20 protein-coding genes and 1 tRNA gene are annotated in these 24,912 nt (G+C 48.1%); 13 read left to right on the top strand and 8 right to left on the bottom strand.

The annotated features are described in order from the left end of the window. Positions 1-19: 19 nt before the first annotated feature. Together ACGTIC_RS09745 and ACGTIC_RS09740 are read right to left on the bottom strand one after the other, a co-directional pair. Entirely contained in the window at positions 20-1,285 is a 1,266-nt protein-coding gene (locus ACGTIC_RS09745) for a DEAD/DEAH box helicase (RefSeq protein WP_113855781.1), read from the bottom strand. A 256-nt stretch (positions 1,286-1,541) separates the two neighbouring features. After that, complete coding sequence (locus ACGTIC_RS09740) at positions 1,542-2,735, bottom strand: MalY/PatB family protein (protein ID WP_113855782.1); 1,194 nt, start codon at positions 2,733-2,735, stop codon at positions 1,542-1,544. 217 nt (positions 2,736-2,952) lie between these two features. Here ACGTIC_RS09740 and ACGTIC_RS09735 point away from each other — a divergent pair, with 217 nt between their 5' ends. The 3 genes from ACGTIC_RS09735 to ACGTIC_RS09725 all read left to right on the top strand — a co-directional run bounded on the left by ACGTIC_RS09735 (position 2,953) and on the right by ACGTIC_RS09725 (position 4,882). Then, entirely contained in the window at positions 2,953-3,501 is a 549-nt protein-coding gene (locus ACGTIC_RS09735; protein ID WP_113855783.1) for a helix-turn-helix domain-containing protein, read from the top strand. Between the two features lie 94 nt (positions 3,502-3,595). Next, positions 3,596-4,021, top strand: coding sequence for a hypothetical protein (locus ACGTIC_RS09730; RefSeq protein ID WP_113855784.1), 426 nt, complete (start codon positions 3,596-3,598; stop codon positions 4,019-4,021). Beyond that, positions 4,022-4,882 (top strand): hypothetical protein, encoded by an 861-nt coding sequence (locus ACGTIC_RS09725; RefSeq protein WP_113855785.1) that lies wholly within the window; start codon positions 4,022-4,024, stop codon positions 4,880-4,882. 88 nt (positions 4,883-4,970) lie between these two features. On the opposite strand, the gene potE is transcribed toward ACGTIC_RS09725, so the two are convergent. From potE to ACGTIC_RS09695, 6 genes are all read right to left on the bottom strand, one after another. Next, complete coding sequence (gene potE, locus ACGTIC_RS09720; protein WP_113855786.1) at positions 4,971-6,308, bottom strand: putrescine-ornithine antiporter; 1,338 nt, start codon at positions 6,306-6,308, stop codon at positions 4,971-4,973. A gap of 270 nt (positions 6,309-6,578) precedes the next feature. Beyond that, positions 6,579-7,772: an acetyl-CoA C-acetyltransferase gene (locus tag ACGTIC_RS09715; protein WP_059075873.1), complete on the bottom strand. Its 1,194-nt coding sequence runs from the start codon at positions 7,770-7,772 to the stop codon at positions 6,579-6,581. 384 nt (positions 7,773-8,156) lie between these two features. After that, a complete protein-coding gene (locus tag ACGTIC_RS09710; RefSeq protein ID WP_257536499.1) occupies positions 8,157-9,575 on the bottom strand; it encodes a VWA-like domain-containing protein in 1,419 nt (472 codons plus the stop codon). Then, positions 9,572-10,648 (bottom strand): AAA family ATPase, encoded by a 1,077-nt coding sequence (locus tag ACGTIC_RS09705; RefSeq protein WP_059075874.1) that lies wholly within the window; start codon positions 10,646-10,648, stop codon positions 9,572-9,574. Before ACGTIC_RS09705 ends, ACGTIC_RS09710 begins: the two co-directional genes overlap by 4 nt. 168 nt (positions 10,649-10,816) lie before the next feature. Beyond that, positions 10,817-11,665, bottom strand: coding sequence for a DUF4116 domain-containing protein (locus tag ACGTIC_RS09700; RefSeq protein WP_236699635.1), 849 nt, complete (start codon positions 11,663-11,665; stop codon positions 10,817-10,819). Between the two features lie 805 nt (positions 11,666-12,470). Continuing rightward, positions 12,471-12,545 (bottom strand) — tRNA-Arg (locus tag ACGTIC_RS09695). A 143-nt stretch (positions 12,546-12,688) separates the two neighbouring features. Between ACGTIC_RS09695 and ACGTIC_RS09690 the strand changes: the two genes are divergently transcribed. The 10 genes from ACGTIC_RS09690 to rlmN all read left to right on the top strand — a co-directional run bounded on the left by ACGTIC_RS09690 (position 12,689) and on the right by rlmN (position 24,876). Then, positions 12,689-13,843 carry a cysteine desulfurase family protein gene (locus ACGTIC_RS09690; protein ID WP_257536500.1) on the top strand — a complete coding sequence of 385 codons (1,155 nt, stop codon included), beginning with the start codon at positions 12,689-12,691 and terminating at the stop codon, positions 13,841-13,843. Further along, complete coding sequence (gene mnmA / locus ACGTIC_RS09685; RefSeq protein WP_059075875.1) at positions 13,840-14,925, top strand: tRNA 2-thiouridine(34) synthase MnmA; 1,086 nt, start codon at positions 13,840-13,842, stop codon at positions 14,923-14,925. Before ACGTIC_RS09690 ends, mnmA begins: the two co-directional genes overlap by 4 nt. A gap of 19 nt (positions 14,926-14,944) precedes the next feature. Then, on the top strand, positions 14,945-16,747 hold the full coding sequence (gene lepA, locus ACGTIC_RS09680; protein WP_059075876.1) for a translation elongation factor 4: 1,803 nt from the start codon (positions 14,945-14,947) through the stop codon (positions 16,745-16,747). Beyond that, the gene (hemW, locus tag ACGTIC_RS09675; RefSeq protein ID WP_257536501.1) at positions 16,747-17,868 is read left to right on the top strand and encodes a radical SAM family heme chaperone HemW; all 1,122 of its coding nucleotides are present in this window, start codon (positions 16,747-16,749) and stop codon (positions 17,866-17,868) included. Before lepA ends, hemW begins: the two co-directional genes overlap by 1 nt. 40 nt (positions 17,869-17,908) lie before the next feature. Next, complete coding sequence (priA, locus tag ACGTIC_RS09670; RefSeq protein WP_113855788.1) at positions 17,909-20,269, top strand: primosomal protein N'; 2,361 nt, start codon at positions 17,909-17,911, stop codon at positions 20,267-20,269. 97 nt (positions 20,270-20,366) lie between these two features. Continuing rightward, a complete protein-coding gene (gene def, locus ACGTIC_RS09665) occupies positions 20,367-20,828 on the top strand; it encodes a peptide deformylase (protein ID WP_059075879.1) in 462 nt (153 codons plus the stop codon). Further along, positions 20,828-21,760, top strand: a complete 933-nt coding sequence (gene fmt / locus ACGTIC_RS09660) for a methionyl-tRNA formyltransferase (protein ID WP_113855789.1) — start codon at positions 20,828-20,830, stop codon at positions 21,758-21,760. Before def ends, fmt begins: the two co-directional genes overlap by 1 nt. Positions 21,761-21,775: 15 nt before the next feature. Next, a complete protein-coding gene (locus ACGTIC_RS09655; RefSeq protein WP_113855790.1) occupies positions 21,776-22,573 on the top strand; it encodes a DUF116 domain-containing protein in 798 nt (265 codons plus the stop codon). Then, positions 22,521-23,858, top strand: coding sequence for a 16S rRNA (cytosine(967)-C(5))-methyltransferase RsmB (rsmB, locus tag ACGTIC_RS09650; protein WP_113855791.1), 1,338 nt, complete (start codon positions 22,521-22,523; stop codon positions 23,856-23,858). The genes ACGTIC_RS09655 and rsmB overlap by 53 nt, the downstream gene beginning before the upstream one ends. Further along, positions 23,851-24,876 carry a 23S rRNA (adenine(2503)-C(2))-methyltransferase RlmN gene (gene rlmN, locus ACGTIC_RS09645; RefSeq protein WP_113855792.1) on the top strand — a complete coding sequence of 342 codons (1,026 nt, stop codon included), beginning with the start codon at positions 23,851-23,853 and terminating at the stop codon, positions 24,874-24,876. Before rsmB ends, rlmN begins: the two co-directional genes overlap by 8 nt. Positions 24,877-24,912 lie beyond the last annotated feature (36 nt).

Genomic DNA, 24,912 nt, shown 5'->3' with positions numbered 1-24,912 from the left:
TTCCCTTTTACTGTTTTTCTTATTGTTTCTTCCGACGGCGCCGGTTATCTCCGCCTTTATGCAATGTTTTATGGTGTTTTTCTTTCGTGGTCTGATAGGTGCTGGCCGGAAGCTTGTCTTTGTATACTTTCTTTTTCTTTGGTGCCGCGTTTTTTGCTTTGACCCGTATCTGACCATTGGCGGCATATTTGGTAATTGTCGCTTCAATCGTGTGTTCGATACGGCGTACCCAGTTTTCATCGGCAGCGGTAGCAAACATGATGGCCAATCCTTCACTGCCGGCACGGCCCGTGCGGCCTATGCGATGGATATAGTAATCGACGTCGTGGGGGACATCATAGCTGAAAACGTGAGTAATGCCTTCGATATCGATGCCCCGGGCTGCAATATCGGTTGCGACCAGAATCTGGGTACGGGCTCTGGAAAAATCACGCAATACCTGGCTGCGGCGACCCTGACTCATATCGCCGTGGAGTTCACCGATGTTGAACCCGCGGGCAATGAGTTCTCCCGCCAGCCAGGACGTGCGCTCTTTCGTGTTGCAGAACACAATAGCCAGATAGGGATTCATATCGGCCAGCATCTGGCAGAGAAGATCCAGTTTTTTTTCTTCCTGGACCATGTAAATCCGCTGTTCAATCGTATCCAGAGCAATGGTATCGCCTTCAAGGATATTGAGGACTAACGGATGAGTCATATGCTTTTTAGCCAGACTGCGGATTTTATCGGGGATGGTGGCAGAGAAGAAAAGCAGCTGTCTGTTGGACGGCGTCATGGCAATGAGTGTGTCAATGTCTTCCAGGAATCCCGACTGCAGCATCTGGTCGGCTTCATCGACGATGATCCGCCGTACATGGGATAAATCGAGGGAATTACGGCCACAGTGGTCGAGAAGCCGGCCGGGGGTACCAATGATGACGTGGGGGTGGCGATGGAGCTTCTGGAGCTGATTTTCGATGGTTTTGCCGCCAATCAGGCTGAGCACATCGACAGAAAGCGATGGCGCCAGAGTCAATGCCACGTCGGCAATCTGTTTGGCCAGTTCACGCGTAGGTGCGACAATCAGCACCTGTTCGCGCGATAAATCGGTACGGATCTGCTGCAGGGCTGGCAGTAGAAAAGCCAGCGTTTTGCCTGTACCGGTCTGTGCCTGGGCCAGGACATCCCGTCCTTTGAATATGGCGGGAATAGACTGGGCCTGAACGGCAGTCGGTTCATTGATGCCCTGTGTATGCAATAGATTGGTTAATTCCGGCGTAACGCCGAGTGTCTGGAATGTTTTCATGGGTATACCTTTCTCTATTCAAAAAAAATAATATATGTCTCTTTTACATGTGTTTATTTATTATACCATAAATAGCTTAGTGTAAAATAGTTTCCTGTAAGGCTTGCCAAAAAAAGAGCCCCAGGCTTGCGGAGAAGGTACTACACTCATTTCAGCAAGCTGGGGGCTTTCACGAAAACGCTTATAGTAAAAGTATGAAAAGACAAAAAATCCAGATACAGTAGGGAAGTGAACGGGAGTGGGTAAAAAGCTGTTGTTAGTTAGTCATTTCCTGCAGGTCATTTACGGCAGCAACAATTTTATCAAGACCTTCTTTTAAGAAGGCTCTTGGGCAGGCAACAGTCATACGAAAATATCCCGTTCCGCCATGACCAAAGACGCGTCCATTTTCAATAAGAACTTTATGTTTCTTAATCATCAGTTCGAATAATTTTTCAGAATCACCATAGGCACCTAAATGAATCCATGCCAGAAACGTTCCTTCCGGTTTTTTATACTTGGTGAGAGGAAGATGCTCCTGAAGATATTGGACGAGGAAATCAAAGTTTCCTTCGATGTATTCCATCACTTCGTCAACCCAGGTCTCACATGTCTGGTACGCAGTTTCACACAAGACTATATCCAGAGGAGGTGCAAAACTAATATAGTGTTTGAGCCGTGTTTCATGATACCAAAGTTTTCGCAACTGTTCATTGCGGATAATGATTTGAGAAATAGGAATTCCGCCTACATTGAATGTTTTACCTGGGGCAACGGCTGTAATAACATTTTGATAGTCTGTAACGGTCATCGTTGGATGATGGATGACGTTCTTTCTGGTAGCGTCGCAATGAAGTTCGTCAGAAAAAAGCAGAACATTATTTTCACGGCAAAGATTTGCCACTTTCCTGATTTCTTCTGTTGTCCACACTCGTCCAACCGGATTGTGGGGTGAACAAAGAATCATCATGGTATTGTGAAGATTTTTGACTTTTTCGGCAAGATCATCAAAGTTCATGCTATACTGTTCATTCTGATTGATGAGTTGATTATTGATAATTTTCCGGTCATTTCCTTCAATCAGTTCGGCAAAGGGGTAGAAAACCGGTTCCTGGATGATGATACCGTCTCCTTTTTTCGTAAAGGCACGGATAGCAAAGCCCAGGGCGGGAAGCGTTCCGGGAGAATAAAAAATAGATTCCTTTTCTATATTCCAGTTAAAACGCCGTTGATACCATCCCTGAACAGCTTCAAAATACTGATTGCTGGGCATGGAATGACCAATAAATCCTTGTTGAATTCGATGAATCAGTGCATCCTGGATGTTCGTTGCTATAGGAAATTCCATATCGGACAGCCACAGAGGCTGTGCGTCCTTTGGCACACGAGAATCGACGAAATTCATAAAGTCCCACTTGACACATTCGGTTCCTCTTCTGTCATGCATAACATCAAGATTTAACTTACTCATGCTTTTCCCCCCTTGATTATATGTCTGCAATACATGTTTTGCTTATGATAGACGTCTTTGCCAACTTTTTCATAAATATGGTTGTTGAAAAAAATCAATAGATAAGATATCCTGTTATGAGATTACTAAATCAATATAGTTAGTTCTGCAGTGATATGTCATATGACAATATAATAATACGATACATACCAATATATTGTCAAGGAGGAGCTTTTTATTGGATACGATTCATTTTATTGTTTCACAAAATATCCGAAAAATCCGTAGTGAAAAAAATATTAGTCTGGAAGAACTGGCGAAAATCAGTGGTGTCAGTAAATCCATGTTAGCGCAGATTGAGAAGGGAAAGGGAAATCCGTCTCTTTCTACTCTCTGGAAAATTGCTAATGGACTCATGATTCCTTTTGATGCACTGGTTGCACGTCCACAATCACCATACGAAATCGTTAGATTATCGAACCTGGATCCGATTATAGGCGTCAAGGGTGTACGAAATTATGTTCTTTTTCCGGGAAATGAGTTGCAAAAGTTCAGCATTTATTATATGGATGTCGAACTAGGCGTTACGTGGGAATCCGACAGGCATATGAGAGGGACCATTGAATTCATAACCGTTTTTAGCGGAGTTTTGGAACTTACAATCGAAGACAAACTATTCCGCCTTTCAGAAAAGGATAGCATCCGTTTTAAAGCTGATGTTCATCATGTCTATAAAAATGCAGGAGAGGGGCGTCTCATTTTCCATAATATCCTGTATAACCCATAATTGCGACGTTGCTCATGCGATTCCACTCTAGGCATTCTTTTTGAAATTTGGTATACTAAACTGTAAATGACTTTTCTTTCAGGAGGCAGATAGCATGAGCTGGTGGCGTGATATTTTCCGTCAATGCGTATTTATGAGCTTTTTCATTATTCCCATTCCCATTGGATCCTATACGATTCATAGTGGCTCCAGTGCGGCTGTGGCGCTCATATCCCATCTGGCTCTGTCTTTTCTGATCCCTCTGGCCTATGTGGGCACGAAGGAAGCGGCGTTTGGCCCGAAACATGCCCGTATCAGCCGTATAAGCTTTGTCATTGCCTGGCTGGTACTGGCAGCTATTGGCGGTGCATTCAGCGCCTTTATGGGGCAGATATGGAAGACATCTTCCTTCTGGGAATGGCCTACAGTTGGCCGTGATATTGTTTTTATCGGTATTATGTATGGTGAACTATGTGCGACTATGTTGGGAGCCTATGTCCTGAGCCGGTTTCATGATACCTGCAGAAAAGAGCGTGTGTAAATGAATAACCCATCGTGGCGTCCCTATGGGCTTCATCTGGCCTGGCAGTGCGTCTGGCTGATCCCTGTTCCTTTTGGGGCGTTTGTTTCTGATAAAGGATTTCTTACCGTTTTGTCTTTTCTTGTATTTTCCCTGGGTTCTTTGACGGTGCCATTGCTGCAGCGTCATCGGCAGGTGAGAAATCAAGGATATACCTTGTATGCTTCACCGGGAATGTATTTCTATGGCGCCTTGACTGGTCTTATGCTGGTGACGGGCTTTTTTGACAGCCTGATAGGTACGAGTCTATGGCAGAATTATTATAGCCGGGTCATTCTGTATGCGTGCTGGATGATTGTAACGATCCTTGTACAAAATCTGCTGGCCTGGGTCTTTGATTTCTGGAAAAAACGGCGCAGGAAATATGCCTGGTCGGAATTTTTCGACCCGGTGCTGTATGCGTTGCCTATCCCCCTTTCGTTTATGACGATGTGCTTCTTTCCCGTACTGGACACGACGAGTCTGGATGGGCCGCTCATTGGCGTCTTTATTCTCCTGGGGCTTTGCGTTTTTCTGCTCATCGCTTTTGTTCTGGCTTCGTTCGCGCTATACTTTTACCCTGCAAAAGAACGGTTTCCCCAAACGGGCGACCGTATCGTTCAGCTCATACGGATTCTTTGCATGAGTCTGGCCTGGCTGGCCCTCAATATGCCGGCATCTCCGTATATCCGGTTCGTCGTAGGTCATACGCCGCTATCGGAAAATAGTATTCTGACGCTGCTTGTTCCTCTTGCTGGAGAGACTATTTCTATCATAGCTGCCGTAGCTGGCAGCAATCTCATTCCACTTATCTGGAACAGGCTGCACCGGAGTCAGGCATAGGGACTGATTTCATTGCCAATCATATATTACAGACAGATACAAAAAAGCTGTCCTTTGCAGGACAGCTTTTTTTTGTACATACAGATATTCAGCTTTTTGCACGCTGTTCCTGCATAAATGGCTGTTTCATGATGACGAAACGCACTACATAAGTCATCCAGCCAATGAAGACAGCGGTACAGCCACCGAGGAAGGTGGGCAGATCCAGTGTCGTCATAGCATAGAAACAATAGATGATGGAAACACCGGCAAAGAAATAAGCCGTATTCCGGTTGCACTGGGTATTGGAAATCCCTTCCGTATCGAGAATGGATTTGAGGGCTGCTGAACAGAGAATATAAGGAATTACGTTAGTAACGACAGCCAGGTTTGCGAGGTTTTCAAATTGTTCGGCCAGAGTCGGGCTGATGGTCATGAGGGATAAAAAGCTCTGCATGACCAGGATGAGCATCATGCCTTTAAGAGGAACATCGGCATCGGTAACTTTGGCAAATACCTTCGGGAACAGACCGCGCTGAGCACTTGTTTTAAAGACCCGGGCCAGCGTAAACTGCCAGGAAAGAAGAGAGCCGGCACAGGAGAAGACCATGAGTCCCATGACCGCTTTGCCTGCTGTAGAACCGAGCATGGTGGCGAAAGCCAGGCCGAACGGAGCACTTGAATTGAGGATATCGTTGTTGGGAACGACACCGGCAATGACGTTGGTCGATGCTACGTAGATGATGGCAACGGCAACGGTGCTGACGAAGGTCGCAATGGGGACGGCACGCTGCGGGTTTTCTACGGCATCCATATTGACAGCTGCCGATTCAAATCCCAGGAAGGACCAGAGCGTGAGGGCGATAGAATTGCCAATAGCGTCCCCCAGACCAAAATGGTTCGGATTCCATGAGCTGACCCACAGCTGGGGATCGAACCAGTACCAGCCGATGAGGGAAATACCCAGAACAGGGATAATGGCTCCCCAGATAGTTATCGTGCTTAGTTTGCCGGAGTAACGTGAACCGCTGAAGTTAAGTGCAGCAGCAATCCAAAGAAGTGCTATAGTATATAGACATGTCTGCAACGGCGTCAGTTCAGTGCCAAAGAAGCCAGCACCATAACCGACGGCTGAAATAGCAATAGCTACGTTTGCAATGACAATAGAGACGGAATAGGAATAACTTGTCATGAAATGTCCAAGACATCCGAACCGATACTCAGCATAACCTCCCATGCCACCCGGCTTGGTAGAGAACATACCACATCGGGCGAACGTCAGTGCCAGGGCTAAAGAGCCGAGAGAAGTAATAATCCAGGAAATAATCGAAATCGTGCCTACTTCGGCAAGTTTCGTCGGCAGCATGATGATGCCGGCACCGAGCATGTTGGCCGCTGCTACAAAGGTCAGCTGAACCAAAGACATTTTACGACGTGAAGTTTTCATTATCAGTCCTTCTTTCTTAGGGCCGGAGACGTGTCGTATCAGGCCGTCTCCCTTGTCATAGTATGGTAAAAATATAGCCCGTTTTTATAGCTAGTACATTGTAGCATGTTTACTATGAAAATTAAATGGTTTTTCGATAAAAAAATAAAATAGTATGATAATTTTTTAAAATCGATAGCCTGGGTATTTTTGGCAGTGTTATTGAAAAAATTTCAAAAAAAAGACAGCCACTATAAAGTGACTGTCTTTTTTAAGACCATCTAGTCGGAATTAGTCGCACATTTTAATTGCTACGGCTGTACCCTGGCCACCGCCGATGCACAGGGAAGCGAGGCCATAACGGGAACCATTGCGGCCCGGTTCTGCCAATGCATAGAGCAGAGTCGTGAGGATACGGGCACCGGAGCAGCCTACGGGGTGACCGAGGGAGATACCGGAACCATAGATGTTTGTTTTGCTCATGTCAGCGCCGAGCTGCTGGCAGCAATATACAGCCTGAGCTGCGAAAGCTTCGTTCAATTCAACCAGTTCGAAGTCTTCCATTTTGAGGCCGGTTTTCTTGAACAGTTTATGGCAGGCCGGGATAGGACCAGTACCCATGATAGCCGGTTCAACACCTGCTGAAGCCCAGTCGAGGATTTCAGCAATCGGTTTGATACCGAGTTCTTCGGCTTTTTTCTTGCTCATGAGAACCAGTGCGCAAGCAGCATCGTTGATACCGGAAGCGTTACCAGCTGTAACTGTGCCGTCTTTTGTGAAAGCCGGTTTTAATTTAGCGAGGCCTTCCAGTGTGGTTTCCGGACGGATATGTTCATCCTTCGTAATGACGATATCGCCTTTTTTGCGGTTGTGGATCGTTACAGGAGCGATCTGAGCATCGAATTTGCCTTCAGCCTGGGCTTTGGCAGCACGCATCTGGGAATTGTAAGCGCATTCATCCTGCTGCTGACGGGTTACGCCAAAGCGGGATGCGATGTTTTCTGCCGTTACGCCCATGTGGTAGCCATTTTCTGTGCAAACCAGGCCATCACGGAGCATCGTATCTTCGAGGACACCATTGCCCATACGATAGCCACGGCGTGCTTTTGCGATAACATACGGAGCGTTGGACATGGATTCCATACCGCCGACGATTACGCAGTCAGCATCGCCGAGTTCAATCTGCTGAGCGCCGAGGGATACAGCACGAAGGCCGGACCCGCACAGTTTATTGATAGTAAATGCAGGAACTTCCTGAGGAATACCGGAATGGAGAGCTACCTGGCGGGCTGTGTTTTCGCCGCAGCCAGCTGTCAGAACATGACCCATGATAACTTCATCAATCTGATCTACAGGAACTTTAGCACGTTCGATCGCAGCTTTAACAGCAACGATACCGAGCTGGACAGCTGTTACGTCTTTGAACTGGCCGTTGAAGCTGCCGATAGGAGTACGAGCTGCACTTACGATGACTACATTTTTCATTGAAAAACCACCCTTTCTGAGTACAAATAAAATAGTATATCTGTTAGTAGATGTAATATCTGCCACATAGACACTATTTATATCCTGGTGCTTGGGGATTGTGATGGAGCTCTCTTTCTGAATGAAAAAGCTGAGTTCTAAATTTCACAATCTCTATGTGTATATAGTACATTTTTTCACATGGATTTGCAAGTAAAAATTGAAGGAATTCTATACCAAATACTCATATTTATTCTCCAATATTTCCTAAACAGAATACACAATTACCTATCACATTTAAAATATGTATTTACGAACGCGTTCGAGAATACATTGTATAATAAACGATATATGTCAATATGTACTAATTGAGATAAATTTCACAAACTCTGCAAAGGTCTGCATTTAGAAATTCAGGCTGATTCCTTCCTGATTATTCATGGAATATCCGCCTTTTTCGACGAAGAAAAATTCTGCAGCCGAGTTTTCTTCTTCCAGCGGATGAAGCCGTTTGACAATGCCATAGGGGTTGTCGAGAGACAATTCATCCCCGTTGCCGCCAATGAGCCAGAGTATCTTGTAGCCTGATGGAATGGTACGCAGCTTGTCTTCTCCTTTTCCATCGGTGAAATAGAGAAGAAGGTCTATTTTATGTTTATTAGCGTATTCGATGACCGGTGCATAACAGGTGCCACCCCGCCCGGCAGGACGGGCCTGCAGGTCTTTGATTGTCCGGACGGTATATACTTTGCGGATGTGGTCGTCACATTGTATGATAGTGATTTCCGTTTTATATTCCCGTACAATCTGGAAGACTTCTTCCATAGCCTGTTTGAACTCGTCATCACTAATGCTGCCGCTGATATCGAGAGCAATATATATTTTGGCCTTGTAGTTGCGCAGCTGTCCCCGCAGGTCCAGCCGTTCGGGCTGGCGGCGGTTGCGGCGGGCCGTCGTTTTTTTGTTGCCGCTGGCTACAGTACCGGCCAGCTTTTTCAGATAGAAATGCCAGGGAAGGGTATGGTTGCTGTCCTTGATTTGGGCTATGGCATTGGCAATATGATCCGACAATTTGCCCCGGCTTGCGGAATCGACATATTTTTCTGTGAATCGTCCCAGAAGCTGGGCATCGATCGTGTCTGATTCATTCCAGACATCATGAGTGCGCAGAGGGTCGAATTTGGTCAGGATATCTGTATCAGCCGTATTATCCTCATCGGTGATAGTCGTCGTCTTTTCCCGTTTATCAATGGCTTCCTGTATTTCCTGTACATAATCTTCCAGAGTTCCGAACGGCGTAAGATAGAGGTGGTACTGCAGATTGACCCAGTCGAGCGTTGCCGCATCATCGGGAAGGGGACGCAGGTAGGTGTTGACGACGATATCCATGGCCAGATTCAGGGCCAGCTTGCTGTAATGATCCTGAAGGTCTTTGGCACGTTGCAGGTGTTGGAAGACGATGTGCAGGATTTCATGGCGGATGCAGTTTCCCATCTGGTCAATCGTCAGGGGAAGGAAGATGAAGGGATTGAAATACATGACGTACTTTGCTCCCTTGAAATTCGTCGCCGTGGCCGAACCGATATTGAGGCGGATTTCTTTTCCCATCTGGAAAAAGAAGTATCCATAGAAATTATCTTTGTCATCGAGCAGTTTCAAACTGATTTTGCTGACAAATTCGAAGAATTCCCGCACAAAGTCTGCCGGTAAGTCTTTTGCCCGGCAGGCCTTATCGGAAAGGCGCATTTCATTATCGGCCCATTGGTTCAGTTTTTGGTCGAGGAGTATGGCCTCGGTACGGAGTTGTTTATCCAATACAATCACCCGATTGCTTCATAGGTTTTAAAATAAGCATCAATAAAATGGTCATTCTTCAGGGCGTATTTTCCGACTTCTTTCGTGTTATTGCGGATATCTTTCATTACGCCTATCATGAGATCGACCGGATAATAGTGCAGGAATGTCACCAGCCGTTCGATTGCCTGATTGGGATCGATGGCACCTTCTATGAGCTTGCTGTCAAGCTGGCGCAGGATATTTTTGGCTGCCAGATACAGCCGGGTGTGGGATTCGTTCTCGATCTTTTTGATTGTTTCTGCGGTCATGGACGGACTGGAAAACACATCGGCGTATGACACGAGCGGCTGGGCGTCGGATTCGATGAAGTTGACGAATTCTTCGGCAATGACCTTTCCTACATTACCGCGGATTACATTGAAAAATACGTTCCTTGTATAGGATTCAGGATGTTTGGCATAAATACGGTAAATATCGGAAATCCGTTCGTAACTGCGCGGTGTCGCATTGATATCGTCTTCATTGCGCTGTGACAGATAGTCGGGGAAGGTGGAAATAAATTCCATGACCCGCGGTTCGATTCCCTTAGTGGCAGCCCAGTCCAGCCACTGCATGTAATCCGGTTCCATATACAGCCAGACAAAACGGTTTTTCTGGGCATCATCCATTTCTACAGTCTGATAATCATAGGTATCCGTGGGGTTCATGGCGGCGATGATACGTACGCTTTCGTCAAGGTGGTATCCATTGATTTCATGATTGAGTATGAGGTTCATCAGTTCCTGTTGTACGGCGTGTTCGCAGCGGTTGATTTCGTCGATGAAGAGGAGAACTGTTTTTCCTTCAGCCAGAGCTTCATCGATTTCTTTCAGTTTGTGATGAATGGCATAGACGGTCGTACGGTTTTCTACGGTAGGCAGGCCGCCGATTTCGCCTTCCTTTAAAATATTGCCATCAATATCGATGAGTGTCCATCCGTTTTCTGCCGCCAGATCCGTAGCCAGGGCTGTCTTGCCAATCCCTGTTTCCCCGATGAGAAGTGGAACCGCCTGAGCGGCTAAAACGAGTTTTACACTTTGCAGTGTGTCATTATAATTCATGAATATTCCATCCTATCTCTGTAAAATCTAATAAAAATCTAATAAAACAATATTATACGATATAAAAATTATATCTTAATACTACTATATAATAATACAATAATAAATGATGACCAGCAAATGGTAAAGAAGAAATAGCTGATTTTCCTGTGGCACGTGGGGAATCTTTTATTGAATCTTTAATTTTTCATCGACCGTAACCTGTTTGGCTTTCCGGCTCCCATATTGGTAGACGAATAATAATTTATCGATCGGACTCCAGCCATAGTCTGTTTCGATGCGCCGGCAGCCAATGAAATCCCGTACATATTTTTCCGGCACATCTTCCTGGGATAATGTTTCTTTCAGGACACTTTTCAGGTCGTCATTGCTGATGAGCCGGTTGCGGGGCAGATAGCGGATGACCAGAATATTGATTTTTAAAAATGTAAGCAGTGTTTCTTTATCCGTATCGACAAATAAACGGATTGCCTGTTCATTATTGGCAATGGCAATGCACTGCGCTTCGAAGGAAGGTTTGTCTATATAACGCAGGGCGGTGTAGTTAATGGCGGCCGCCGCTGCCTGGACGTGAGGCGTCGGATGTTTGATGTAGCGGATGGCATCGTAATTTTGCCGTATGGCAGCGAGTTGCAATTCTTCACTGGGGTTTTCTGCATACTGGATAGCCCATCCTGACTGCTGGATGGCTTCCATGATGAGCCATTCCGGCGGATGTTTGATGTATGCCAGGTTTGTCCAGCTTTTGTGCACGGCTTGTTTCAATAATTCTTTAGGGGCATTGGGAATGAACTGGATGGCTTTTGCTGTGTTTTTTAAAGCAGTCAGTTGCATTTCTTTTGTCGGATTGTCAATAAACTCCAGAACCAGTCCGTTTTCGCGCAGAGCGGTCAATTTCATTTCTTCTGTAGGATTGGGAATGTGCTGCAGGGAAAATGGATTGATCTTGATCATTCGCATGTAGTCTTCTGCACTTTTTGTATTTGGCGGTGGAACCGATACGTTAGTATTGTACACGGCTTCAGGCACCTCCTTTACGATAAACGTTTTTCTACATCTTTTATTTTACGTTTTTTGCGGCTGTTTTACAACTGCTAAATCTCTTTACGTTTCAGCAACGTGTTCTGTTTATCGTTGGGAAATCCTGTTAGGTTATATTTATAAGTTTACACTTATTTTATAAAATTACGGTTATGTTCACGGATTAGGCTTATACTTAAAAAAATAAAGGCAAAGTAAAAATAGGTGATAAAGCAGATAAATAAGGTGATTTATGGTAAATTTCTACTAGAAAAGAGAAGGTGTAAGACCGGTATTTCCCTCTTGATTTTAAAAAATGAAAGCAGTATTATAATGGCAGATAGGGAATGGAACACCTTATCGAGATATGTTATTATTTATATATAATGGTAATTTATTCAAGATTATTCAGGAGGATGACCATCATGAGTGCAAATGTAAAATTGCTGATTGCTGTTGGAGCACTGATGTCTTTTAGTTTTGTTGCTAATCTTCTTTAATATATAATTGCCTTGATTGTCGTGTCCTTTAGGATGGTGAAACAGATGAATACGAACGTAAAACTGCTGATTGCCGTAGCTGCATTGATGTCTTTCAGCTTCATTGCCAATCTGATCTGATTGTATAAAGTAAAAAACCGCTGTTGCCTGACGGGACAGCGGTTTTTTTGTGCGCCCGGTATAGGTGTACGCCGGGCAGGACGGAGTTACTTTTAGACTCACAGTATATATTATGGAAAATAATAAGCGGCAAAGTAACAAGTAAGCGGTTCCTCATCATTGAGAAACCGCTTACTTGTTAGTGGTGCGCCTAGAAGGATTCGAACCTTCGCACCCGGTTCCGGAGACCGGTGCTCTATCCCCTGAGCTATAGGCGCATGTCATATAACGTACTTTCATATAATATCACGAACTAAAAATTATTTCAAGACCGGAAACGCAGGTTCTTGCTATATTTTTACTGGCAACACGTATCTATATATGGTATTATATAAAATAGGCTTAAAATGGAGTTGACGCAATGATGGAACGTATTTATCTGGATCATGCAGCGGCTACCCCTCTGGATCGGAGGGTGCTGGAGGCCATGATGCCGTATCTGACAAACCAATATGGGAATCCGTCTAGTCTGCATTATTTTGGGCAGCAGGCCCGTGCGGCTGTACAACAGGCGCGGCAGCAGCTTGCCCATTGTCTGGGAGTGGCCTCCGGTGATGTTGTATTTACTAGTGGCGGTACGGAAGCGGATAATCTGGCCATACGGGGCTATCTGCGGGCCAATTATCCCCAGGGCGGGCACCTGATTACATCAGCTGTGGAGCACCAGGCCGTTTTGAATACGTTCAGGGCGCTGGAACGTGAAGGATATGCACTGACGATACTTCCGGTGGATTGCGACGGCCGTGTCTCTCCTGAAACGTTACGGCAGGCAATCCGTCCCGATACGGTCCTCATTTCTATCATGTACGCCAACAATGAGACAGGCACGATTCAGCCTGTACAGGAACTGGGAGCCATAGCCAGAGAACGCGGAATCGCATTTCATGTCGATGCCGTACAGGCCTTTGGTTACCTTCCCGTACATCCTATAGAAGACGGCGTCGATCTGCTAACCGTCTGCAGCCATAAAATATACGGTCCTAAAGGCATAGGAGCTCTATATATCCGCAAAGGGCTGCAGCTGGCCTCGGAGGCTTATGGAGGACCACAGGAACATCGTCTGCGTGCAGGGACGGAAAATGTAGCCGGAATCGTCGGATTTGGCATGGCGGCGGCTCTTCTGGAAAAGGAACGGCCGGAACGGATTCAAAAAGTCCGTATAGTGAAAGATCTGGTTTACCACGGCCTTATCGAAGGCAATGACTTGTTGCACCTGAATGGCAATTTGTCCCAGTCTTTGCCCAATATTATAGATTTTAGTGTAGACGGCATGGAAAGCCCGGTTCTTCTGATTGCCCTGGACCGGCAGGGCATTGCTGTGTCAGCAGGATCAGCATGTGAAGCCGGGGCAGTCGAACCTTCCCATGTACTGATGGCTATGGGCGTCGGTGAGAAATGGCTCCGCAGCAGTATCCGCATGTCCTTTGGTCCGGAAAATACAACAGAAGAGATTTATACGGTGATACAAGCGATTCAGGATATTACCAGATCTCTTAGAAAAGGAGAAAGATTATGACGAAATGTGTCGCCGTTGCTATGAGCGGTGGAGTAGATAGTTCTGTAACGGCAGCGCTCTTAAAGGAACAGGGCTATGATGTCATTGGCATTACGCTGCGTTTATGGGAAGAGGATCCGTCCTGTCCGGCAGTCGAAAATGTCCATTCCTGCTGTTCTTTATCTGCCGTTGATGATGCCAAAGCAGTGGCTTCTGTCATTGGCATTCCCCATTATACCTTGGATTACAGGAAGTTATTCCGCGACGATGTCATTGATTATTTTGTCCAGTCCTATGTAAAAGGGCAGACTCCCAATCCCTGCATTGCCTGTAATAAATTCATTAAATTTGGCCTGTTATGGCAGCAGGCTCAGCAATTTGGCGCCCAGTATCTGGCGACGGGCCATTATGCCCGTATCAGGCATAATGAACAACGCGGCGTCTATGAACTGCTGCGGGGGACGGACCGGCGGAAAGACCAGTCATACGTCCTGTATCAGCTGACACAGGATTTGCTGCCCCATATTTTATTTCCCATGGCGGAACTGGAAAAAGTACAGACACGGGAACTGGCAAAAAAATTTGGCCTGCCTGTTTTTAATAAACCGGAAAGTCAGGATATATGTTTTATCCCTGATAATGATTATAAAGGTTTCTTAAAAAAACGGGTCCCAAAATGTTTTAAACCCGGAAATTTTGTCGATGTCCGCGGTCAAGTCATCGGCCGTCATCAGGGAATTCCTTGTTATACCATCGGCCAGCGCCGCGGCCTGCATCTCGGTGGCCCCGGAGGTCCGTATTATGTTGTCGCACTCGATGTGAAACGCAATCAGGTCATCGTCGGTTCGGAAGCAGATTTATTCCGTACAGAAGTGATGGCCCGGGACCTCTCATGGGTGGAAGGACGGCCGGAAGGGCCGTTTGCAGCATTAGGAAAGATACGTTACGCGGCCAAGGAATCTCCTTGCATGGTGTACCCCGGCAAGGATGCTATGCGCGTCGTATTTGACACGCCGCAGCGGGCTGTAACGGCTGGACAGGCACTAGTATTGTATGACCGGGAATCGGGGGAACGGGTTCTTGGCGGTGGTGTCATTATTTAATGCTAGAGGAGTAATGAACGTGGCAACTAAATATATCCGTAATTTTTCTATTATTGCACATATTGACCATGGTAAATCGACGCTGGCAGACCGGCTGCTGGAAATGACCGGTACAGTATCCAAAAGGGAAATGGAAGACCAGCTCCTCGATACGATGGACCTGGAACGGGAACGGGGCATAACCATCAAGGCCCAGTCGGCCCGGCTGATTTATGATGCCCAAGATGGCCATCAGTATACCCTGAATCTCATTGACACACCGGGGCATGTCGATTTCAATTATGAAGTATCCCGCAGTCTGGCGGCGTGCGACGGGGCTCTCCTGATTGTCGATGCGACGCAGGGCGTAGAAGCGCAGACTCTGGCTAACGTGTATCTGGCTCTGGAACATGACCTGGAAATCATCCCAATCATCAATAAAATCGACCTTCCCAGTGCAGATCCTGAACGGGTTCGAAAGGAAATAGAAGATGTCATCGGCCTCGATGCCAGTGATGCTATCGAAGTCAGTGCCAAGACTGGATTCGGGGTCGATAAGGTGCTGGAAGCTATCGTACAGCGGATTCCCGCACCGGAAGATGCACCGGACAAGCCGCTGCGGGCCCTGATTTTCGATTCTCATTTCGATTCCTATAAAGGAGCCATTGCCAACATCCGCATTATGGAAGGCAGTCTCAAGACTGGGGACCGGATCCGCATGATGTCCAGCGGCATGGAATTTGAAGTGACAGAAACGGGTGTCTTCATTCCCCAGATGCACCCCGTGGCCTCTCTTGAATGTGGCAGCGTCGGCTATCTGGCGGCGAGCATGAAAAATGTCCGCGACTGTCGTGTCGGTGATACGGTCACGCTGGCAGATTGTCCGGCATCGGAACCGCTGCCGGGATACCGCAAGGCGACACCTATGGTGTATTGCGGCCTCTATCCGGTGGAAACCAATGATTATGACAATCTGCGCGATGCATTGGAAAAGCTGCACCTCAATGATGCGGCCCTGTTATTTGAACCGGAAACATCGACGGCTCTGGGCTTTGGCTTCCGCTGTGGCTTCCTGGGACTCCTCCACATGGATGTCGTCAAGGAACGGCTGGAACGGGAATACGGATTATCTCTGATTACGACAGCTCCGTCTGTTATCTATCATGTGTACTGCACAGATGGCACGATGGTCGCTGTCGATAATCCGTCCCTTATGCCGGATATGACGAAAATCGATCATATTGAAGAACCCTTTGTCAAGACGACCATCATCATCCCGAAAGATATGGTAGGGACGGTCATGGAAATTTCCCAGAACCGGCGGGGTCAGTATCTGACCATGGATTACCTCGATGAAACACGGGTTTCCGTTGTGTACAATCTGCCGTTGTGTGAAATATTGTATGACTATTTTGACACCCTGAAGTCTTCGACACGGGGATATGCTTCGCTGGATTATGAACTCAATGGCTATCAGGCATCGCCCATGGTCAAAATGGATATCCTGATCAACGGGGAAGTAGTCGATGCACTGAGTGTCATCGTGCATAAAGAATTTGCAGCCCGCCGTGGCCGGGCTCTGGTAGAAAAGCTCCGCAGTCTCATACCGCGGCAGCTCTTCCAGATTCCTATCCAGGCGGCTATCGGCAATAAGATCATTGCCCGGGAAAACGTGGCGGCTCTGCGCAAAGACGTACTGGCCAAATGCTATGGCGGGGACATTTCCCGTAAGCGCAAACTTCTGGAAAAACAGAAAGAAGGGAAGAAGCGCATGAAGCAGGTTGGCAGTGTAGAAATCCCTCAGGAAGCCTTTATGGCCGTATTACAGGTAGATGAAAAATAATGATTGGTCTGTATATCCATATTCCGTTCTGCCGTCATAAGTGCCGGTATTGCGATTTTCCTTCTTATGGCGGCGTAGAATCGTATATACCGGCTTATACGGAGGCCCTCTGCCGGGAAATCAGCACTTCCCCCCGGGAGGGCCTTGCTGTCGATACGATTTATTTTGGCGGTGGCACACCGTCACTTTTGAAAATACCCCAGATTGCATCAATTCTGCAGGCTGTGACACAGCATTTTGCCGTCGATTCCCATGCAGAGATTACCTTGGAGGGCAATCCGGATAGTCTCGGCAGAGAGTACTTGAAAAGCCTTCATGAGTTGGGCATTAACCGGCTGAGCATCGGTGTCCAGAGTTTTCAGCCACAGCTTTTGCGCTCTCTGGGACGGATCCACTCATCCCGCCAGGCCGTCGAAGCGGTGGAGAATGCGGCCTGGGCGGGATTTGATAATCTGTCTGCCGATTTGATGTATGGCCTTCCCGGACAGACTGTGCAGATGGCAGCCGATGACCTGTCACAGCTTTTACGGCTTCCTCTATGCCATGCTTCCGTATACAGTCTCATTCTGGAACCCGGGACGTGTCTCTATCATGATGTAACCACCGGTATGGTATCATTACCACCGGATGATCAGGTGGAGAAAATGGCATCCGTGGTACATCAGGTTTTTAAAAGATACGGCTTCGATCATTATGAGATTTCCAGTTATGCCCGTCCGGGACGGCGGTCCCGGCATAATGTCAAGTACTGGACGTATGTGCCGTACCTGGGATTCGGCGTTTCGGCCCATTCCTTTGATGGACATGTGCGGTCTGCCCATATATCCAACATTCCTCAGTATATCCGCTATGCCGGAAGACAGTCTGTCCTGGCGGAATCCGTCGTTATAGATGTGAATCGGGCCCAGGAAGACTACTGTTTCCTCGCACTGCGTATGCGCGATGGCATTGCATACGATGACTTTGCCCGCCGGTTTGGTGTCCCAATGGAATCCGTCTTTGGCAAGGTTGTTGATAAACTGGTGAAACAGGGATTGTTGGAACGGAAAGAAGGCGGCTGCCGTCTCACTAGTCTGGGGCTGGCTTATGGAAATTATGTGTTCAGCCAGTTTATCCGCTGATTCTGGAAAGATGGGCAGATATGGAAAGGAGTGTACCCATATGGTAGCCGATATTATTATCAATATAACGGCCAAACAAGTACAACAGACTTTTTCCTATACGATTCCCGATGGTCTTTCCGTACGTATCGGTTCCCGTGTCCTCGTCCCGTTCGGCCCACGGCGGGAAGAGGGAATCGTGCTGGCTGTACGGGAAGAACGGGACAGTGACCGGCAGTATCAGCTGAAACCCATCCTGGCCCTGTTGTCATCGCAGGCCGGGTTCCAGGAAGAAATGATTCAGACGGCCGTATGGATCAGCCAGTATTACTTATGTGGACTGGCTGATGCGCTGCGGCTTTTCATGATAGAAAAAAAGGGAATTATCCGGCGCGTATACCTTAAGACTGGTCCTGTGCTCCCTGTAACAGAAGAAGAAAGAGCCGTAGCGGCCTATGTGGACGTACGCGGAAAGGCGGAAAAAAAGCAGGTGTGCCGTCAATTTTCCGCCGATTGCGTCGAGGAGATGGTCAGACAGCATCAGCTGGACCAGGAGGATTATCTCCAGAATCAGATTGCCGATAAGATGGAAAAATGGCTGGTTTTCCAGTCCGATGATACGACGGGTATCCTGAAGCGGCGTCCCCGTCAGGCCGCTTTACTGGCGCAGCTGAAACAAATCCGGTCTGCCCCTTTCTCGTACTGGATCGGGAAGGGCTATTCGCGGGACGTTCTGCTGCATCTGTGTCAGAGCGGTTGTGCTACGATGGAAGAAAAGCTGAGCCATACGGTGGACCTGACGCATCCACTCGAAGGAGATGTTCCTTTCAGGCTCACAGAAGAACAGCAGCGGGCCGTTGATGCCGTGCGGAATGATGCAGGCGGCCGCACCTATGTCCTTCACGGCGTTACAGGCAGTGGTAAGACGGAAGTGTACATGCAGCTGACCGAAGACGTGCTGCAAAAAGGAGGACAGGTTCTCGTCCTCGTTCCGGAAATCGCCCTGACCGGACAGATTGTACGCCGTTTCATCCGCCGCTTCGGCAATGATGTCGTCGTTATGCACAGTCAGCTGTCCAAGGGGGAGCGGCGGAATAACTGGCTGCGTATGGCAAATGGGGAAAGTCATATCTGTATCGGCGCCCGTTCGGCTGTCTTTACGGCAGTCCGTTCTCTGGGACTGGTCATCGTCGATGAAGAGCACGACAGCTCTTACAAACAGGAAGAGGCTCCCCGTTATCATGCCGTAGAAGTGGCACGCAGACGGGCTTCTTATTACGGCTGTCCTGTCCTCTTAGGCAGCGCGACGCCGTCTATTGCCGATTATTATCGGACACAGACTGGTCAGTACGTCCTTCTGGAATTAACGCAGCGTGTGCTTAACCGGCCTCTGCCGTCTGTACAGGTCGTCGATATGCGGGAAGAATTGGCCCGTGGAAACCGCCATGTGCTATCAGATGCCATGACAGATCTTTTGCAGGAAACACTACAGCAGAAGCAGCAGGCGATCATCTTGTTGAACCGCCGTGGCTTTTCTACTTTCGTCATGTGCCGTAAATGCGGCTATGTTGTCAAATGTGACACCTGTGATGTCGCTATGGTGTATCACAAACAACAAGATCAGCTGCGATGCCATTATTGTGATGCGGAAAAGCCGGTTCCTCTGCGGTGTCCGGAATGTGGCAGCAAATATATCAAATTTTTTGGGACGGGGACGGAAAAAGTAGAAGAACAGCTTCGTGAACAATTTCCTCATGCCCGGATCGTCCGCCTGGATCAGGATACGACGACACGCAAAAACAGTGGTGATCACATCATCGAGGCATTCCGCCGTCATGAATACGATATTTTACTGGGGACCCAGATGGTCGCCAAGGGGCATGACTTTGCCGATGTCAGCGCCGTGGGGATACTGGCTGCGGACAGCCTGCTCAACCTGCCGGCTTACTGGGCTGGGGAACGGACCTTCCAGCTGCTGACCCAGGCTGCCGGCCGTGCCGGGCGCGGTACGATTCCCGGACGGGTCGTCATGCAGACCTACGCACCGGAACATTACGTTATCCAATGTGCAGAGCGGCAGGATTATGCAGCCTTTTATGCACAGGAAATACAATACCGGAAGGAACTGTTGTATCCGCCATTTCATCAGATATTGAAAATCGTCATTACTGATGAAAATGAAAAGGCCCTATGGGATACAGGCAATACGCTGGCTCTTTTGCTGCAGAACTGGCATACGGAAAGCGGCAGTGATACGGCCGTCATCGGGCCCTTCGTCGATATAATCAAGAAAGTACGGAATAAGTACCGCATTGTTATTTTATTGAAAGGCCCGGATCTGACGGCCGTCAAAGACTTTATCCGCGCGCAGCGGGAATTCTGGCGTCCCGGAGTCATTCTCGATGTAGACAGCATGGGCTGAAAAGCCTGTTCCTTTCAAAAGAAAACTGTTATAATGAATACGAATGTTTTTTATCAGCAACATACTTGCATTTTTATTATCTATTGAGGTGGGTATTATGGCACTATTAAAAATTGTCAAAGCGGGTGCTCCGATTTTAAAAGAAACGGCATCTCCGGTCAAGACTATTACTAAAAATACAAAACGGTTACTCAATGACATGGCGGAAACCATGTATGAAGCAGAAGGCGTAGGGCTGGCGGCTCCACAGATTGGCAAGTCTTTGCAGATGATTGTTCTCGACGACGGGAACGGCCTCATCGAACTCATCAACCCGGAATTACTGGAAGCATCAGAAGAATTGCAGGATGGCCCCGAAGGCTGCCTCAGCGTTCCCGGGTATTATGGCGATGTAAAGCGTAGCCAGCGCATCAAGGTGAGGGCCCTGAATCGCCATGGCAAAGTCATCGTGTATGAACCGGAAGGATTCCTGGCCCGGATTTTCCAGCATGAAATGGATCATCTCGTAGGAACACTGTTTATTGAAAAAGCAACGAATTTGCGGAAAGTAGAAGAATAATGAAATCATTACGTATTGTTTTTATGGGTACACCCGATTTTTCTGTCCCGTCGCTGAAAGCGATTCACGCTGCCGGGTTTACCATCCAGGCTGTCTACACACAGCCGGACAAGCAGCGGGGACGTGGTAAGAAAGTATCGTCTTCGCCTGTCAAAGAATGCGCTGAAAAACTGGGGATTCCCGTGTTTCAGCCGCAGTCCCTGAAGAATCCCGATGTCATTGCGGCGCTGGCAGATCTTCAGCCCGATGTCATCGTCGTCATTGCGTATGGCAAAATCCTTCCCAAGGCGATTCTCGACATTCCCCGGTATGGCTGTCTGAACGTGCATGGTTCTCTGCTGCCGGCATATAGAGGAGCAGCGCCTATCCAGTATGCTATTAAAGATGGCGTCCGGACCAGCGGCGTTACGATCATGATGCTCGATGAAGGCATGGATACGGGGAAGGTGTTGAAAAAATCAGAAATAGTCCTCGATGCCAAGGAAACGACCGGTACTCTGTTTGATAAACTGTCTGTTATCGGTGCGGAAACGCTGATTCCGGTACTAAAAGACCTGCCCGCCTATGAAGCGGCGGCACAGAGCCAGGACGAATCTAAGGCGACCTATACCGCCAAGATTACGAAAGAAATGACTCAGATTGATTTTTCCCAGCCGGCCGTCGTCATTGAACGGCTCATACGGACGCTGGATCCCCATCCTGGCGCCTATGTCCTTCACGAAGGACACCGCCTGAAAATATGGGCAGCCGACGTCGTACCGGGGACGGAAGCGGAACCGGGCACGATCATTGAGGTCACAAAGACATCTATTACCGTGCAGACCGGACGCGATGCCCTGTGCATACGGGAAGTGCAGCCGGAAAGCCGTAAACGGATGGCGACGGCCCAGTTCCTGCAAGGCTGCCATCTGACTGCTGGCACCATGTTGTAAGGAGATATGCGTTATATGGACAAGGGGACGACTTTTTTTCTAGTCTATGCCGCATTGGCAGCCGTCGCGACAGCCCTCTGTTTATGGCTGCTATGGACGGTGATGAGGCCTGGACTGGCTTATTATTTGCCGGCCATGGCAGTAAATCTCGTCTTTGGACTCCTCGTATGGGGATTTTTACTGCCGTTCCCGCTGCTTCTGCTTCTGGTCTTTACGTCGTGGAAACAGCCGGCACCGGTTCGGCGGACCGTCATGCAATATATTAGATTTCTGTATCCCATGATGCGCCATCTGGCCGGGACGAAACAGCGGAAACATGTTCTGGCCCGCTCGTATATACAGTTTCTGAACGGACTTGTGTTGAAACAAAATCTGCATATCCCGGCAGAACGTATATTGGTTCTGGCGCCTCATTGTCTGCAATGGGATCAATGTCCCCACAAAATAACGCGCCGTGTAGATAATTGCCGGCAATGCGGCCATTGTACGATTGGGAGTCTGCTTGACCTTTCCCGCAGATCTGGCGCCCATCTGGCCGTTGCCTCAGGCGGTACGCAGGCCAGACAGCTCGTCTGTGCACTGCGCCCAAAGGCCATCGTGGCTATTGCCTGCGAACGGGACCTCATCAGCGGTATGGAAGATGTCCTTCCCTTACCTGTTTTAGGCCTCTTAAATGAAAGGCCTTATGGACCATGTTTTAATACCCATGTAGATGTATCGGCATTGTGCCGGTTTTTAGAACGACTGACAGGAGAGAATTATGAACGTACGCGAAACAGCTTTTCACAGTTTACTCACTATATGCAAAGATGACGGATATAGTAATATCGTCGTCTCCCGCACGATTCAGAAAGGAGATATGAATGACAGGGACCGCCGCTTTTATACGGAACTGGTCTATGGGACCGTCCGCTGTCTGAATTATCTGGACTGGATCATTGGAAAACTGAGTTCCCGTACGATCAATAAGCTCGACCCGGTTTGCCTGGTTATCCTGCGCATGGGGTTGTATCAGATTTTCCGTATGTCAAAGATTCCCGAATCGGCGGCCTGCAACGAAGCCGTCAAGATGGCACGGCGCTTTGGCAACCGCGGCATGGCCGGCTTTGTCAATGCCCTGTTACGGAACAGCATACGCCGCCGCTTAGAATTCCAGATTCCGGATTTTTCTGAAAATGCACCGCTTCATCTGTCTCTGACCTATCATCAGCCCGTATGGCTGGTAAAGAAATGGATTCATGATTATGGTACAGATGACACGGTACGTATTTGTCAGTACTTCGATTCCATTCCTGACCTGTGTCTGCGGACGAATACACAGCGTATCAGCCGTGATGAACTGCTGCAGCAGCTTTCGAAGCGGGGATTGCAGGCCGTGGCGGCTTCGTTTTCACCGGAAGGCATTTATCTCAAGGATAATCCGGGCATACAGTCTTTGCAGGAAATCCACGATGGACTGGCTTTGATACAGGACGAGCCGTCCCAGCTCGTCGCCCACGCACTGGATCCGCAGCCCCATGAAGTCATTTTTGATGTCTGTGCGGCGCCCGGTGGCAAGACGACCCATATAGCAGCTCTTGCCGGCCCCGATACGACCGTCTATGGCTGTGATATTTACGAACATAAGCTGAAACTCATCGAAAGCAATGCACGCGCACTGCATCTTACGAATGTGCGGACATTGCTGCAGGATGCCTGTACCATTGGAGACAAGTATAGGGAAAAAGCGGACCGGGTACTGGTAGATGCTCCCTGTTCCGGTCTGGGTGTCCTGCGCCGCAAGCTGGATTTGCGCTGGCGGAAACGGGCAGAGGATTTACAAAAACTGCCTGTACTTCAGAGCCGCATTCTGGAAAGTGCCGCTGCCTGTGTCCGCCCCGGTGGTGTTCTCGTATACAGTACCTGTACGATGAACGATGGGGAAAACAGTCAGGTCATCCAGCAGTTTCTGCAGGCTCATCAGGAGTTTAAGACCGAGAATTTGGGAAACCTCTGCGGACTCAGCCAGCCTGGCCCTTTTATCCAGCTCCTGCCACAGAAGGATGAACTCGATGGATTCTTTATTGCCCGTCTGAGAAAGGAAGGACATCGTGACTGATATTTTGAGTATGACTGAACAAGAATTGCGTCATTTTTTGGAAGATAATGGCATGAAGCCGTTCCGGGCCAGCCAGATTTTTCATTATCTGTATAAGGAAAATATATGGAAGTGGCAGGATATGCGCCTGCTTCCGCAAAAAGACCGGGACTATCTTCAGGAGAAAGCACCGCTCTATATTCCGGAAGTCGTATCCCGGCTGGAAGCACCGGATGGAACGGTCAAACTGCTGCTGCGCCTTTTTGATGGCCATACAGTAGAAACCGTGCTCATGCGTCATCCCTATGGGAATTCCATCTGTCTGTCATCCCAGGTGGGGTGTGCCGTAAACTGTGCTTTCTGTGCCTCGGCCAAAAACGGATTTGTCCGGAATCTGACGACTGGGGAAATGATATCCCAGCTCCTGGCATTCCGGAAATATGTAACGTCAGATCTCCATTCCATCGTACTCATGGGAACCGGTGAGCCCCTTCTCAACTATGATGCCGTCATTAAATTCATGCGCCTCATTCATGAAAAAAATACGTTCTATCTGGGATACCGCAATATGACTCTTTCGACATCGGGCATCGTTCCCCGTATGTACGACCTGGCAGCCGAAGAGATGCCGATTACTCTGGCCGTGTCTCTCCATGCGCCGACGGATGAACTTCGCCGGAAAATCATGCCTATTGCAGAAAGATACCCCTTGAAACAGGTACTGGAGGCAGCGGATCATTATTTCCAGGAAACAGGACGGAAGGTTACTTTTGAATATATCCTGATCAAAGACGTCAATTGTAATCCAAACTGTGCCCGGAAACTGATTGAGCTCCTGGGCGGGAAAAATATATTGATTAATGCAATCCCTATCAATGATAATTATGATGTAGGATTATACCGGCCGGGTCAGAAGGCCATGCGGGATTTTGTAGAAACGCTGCAGCATCATGGCTTGTCAGTTACGCTGCGCCATGAAATGGGCAGTAAAATCCAGGCGGCCTGCGGGCAGCTGCGCATAAAACATCTGAATACGTAAGAAGCGATTGACAGTATTCTTCAGATATGCTATGTA

Source organism: Megasphaera hexanoica, assembly GCF_043520715.1.
Classification (GTDB): Bacteria; Bacillota; Negativicutes; order Veillonellales; family Megasphaeraceae; genus Megasphaera; species Megasphaera hexanoica.
This window is presented reverse-complemented; position numbering and strand designations above follow the sequence as displayed.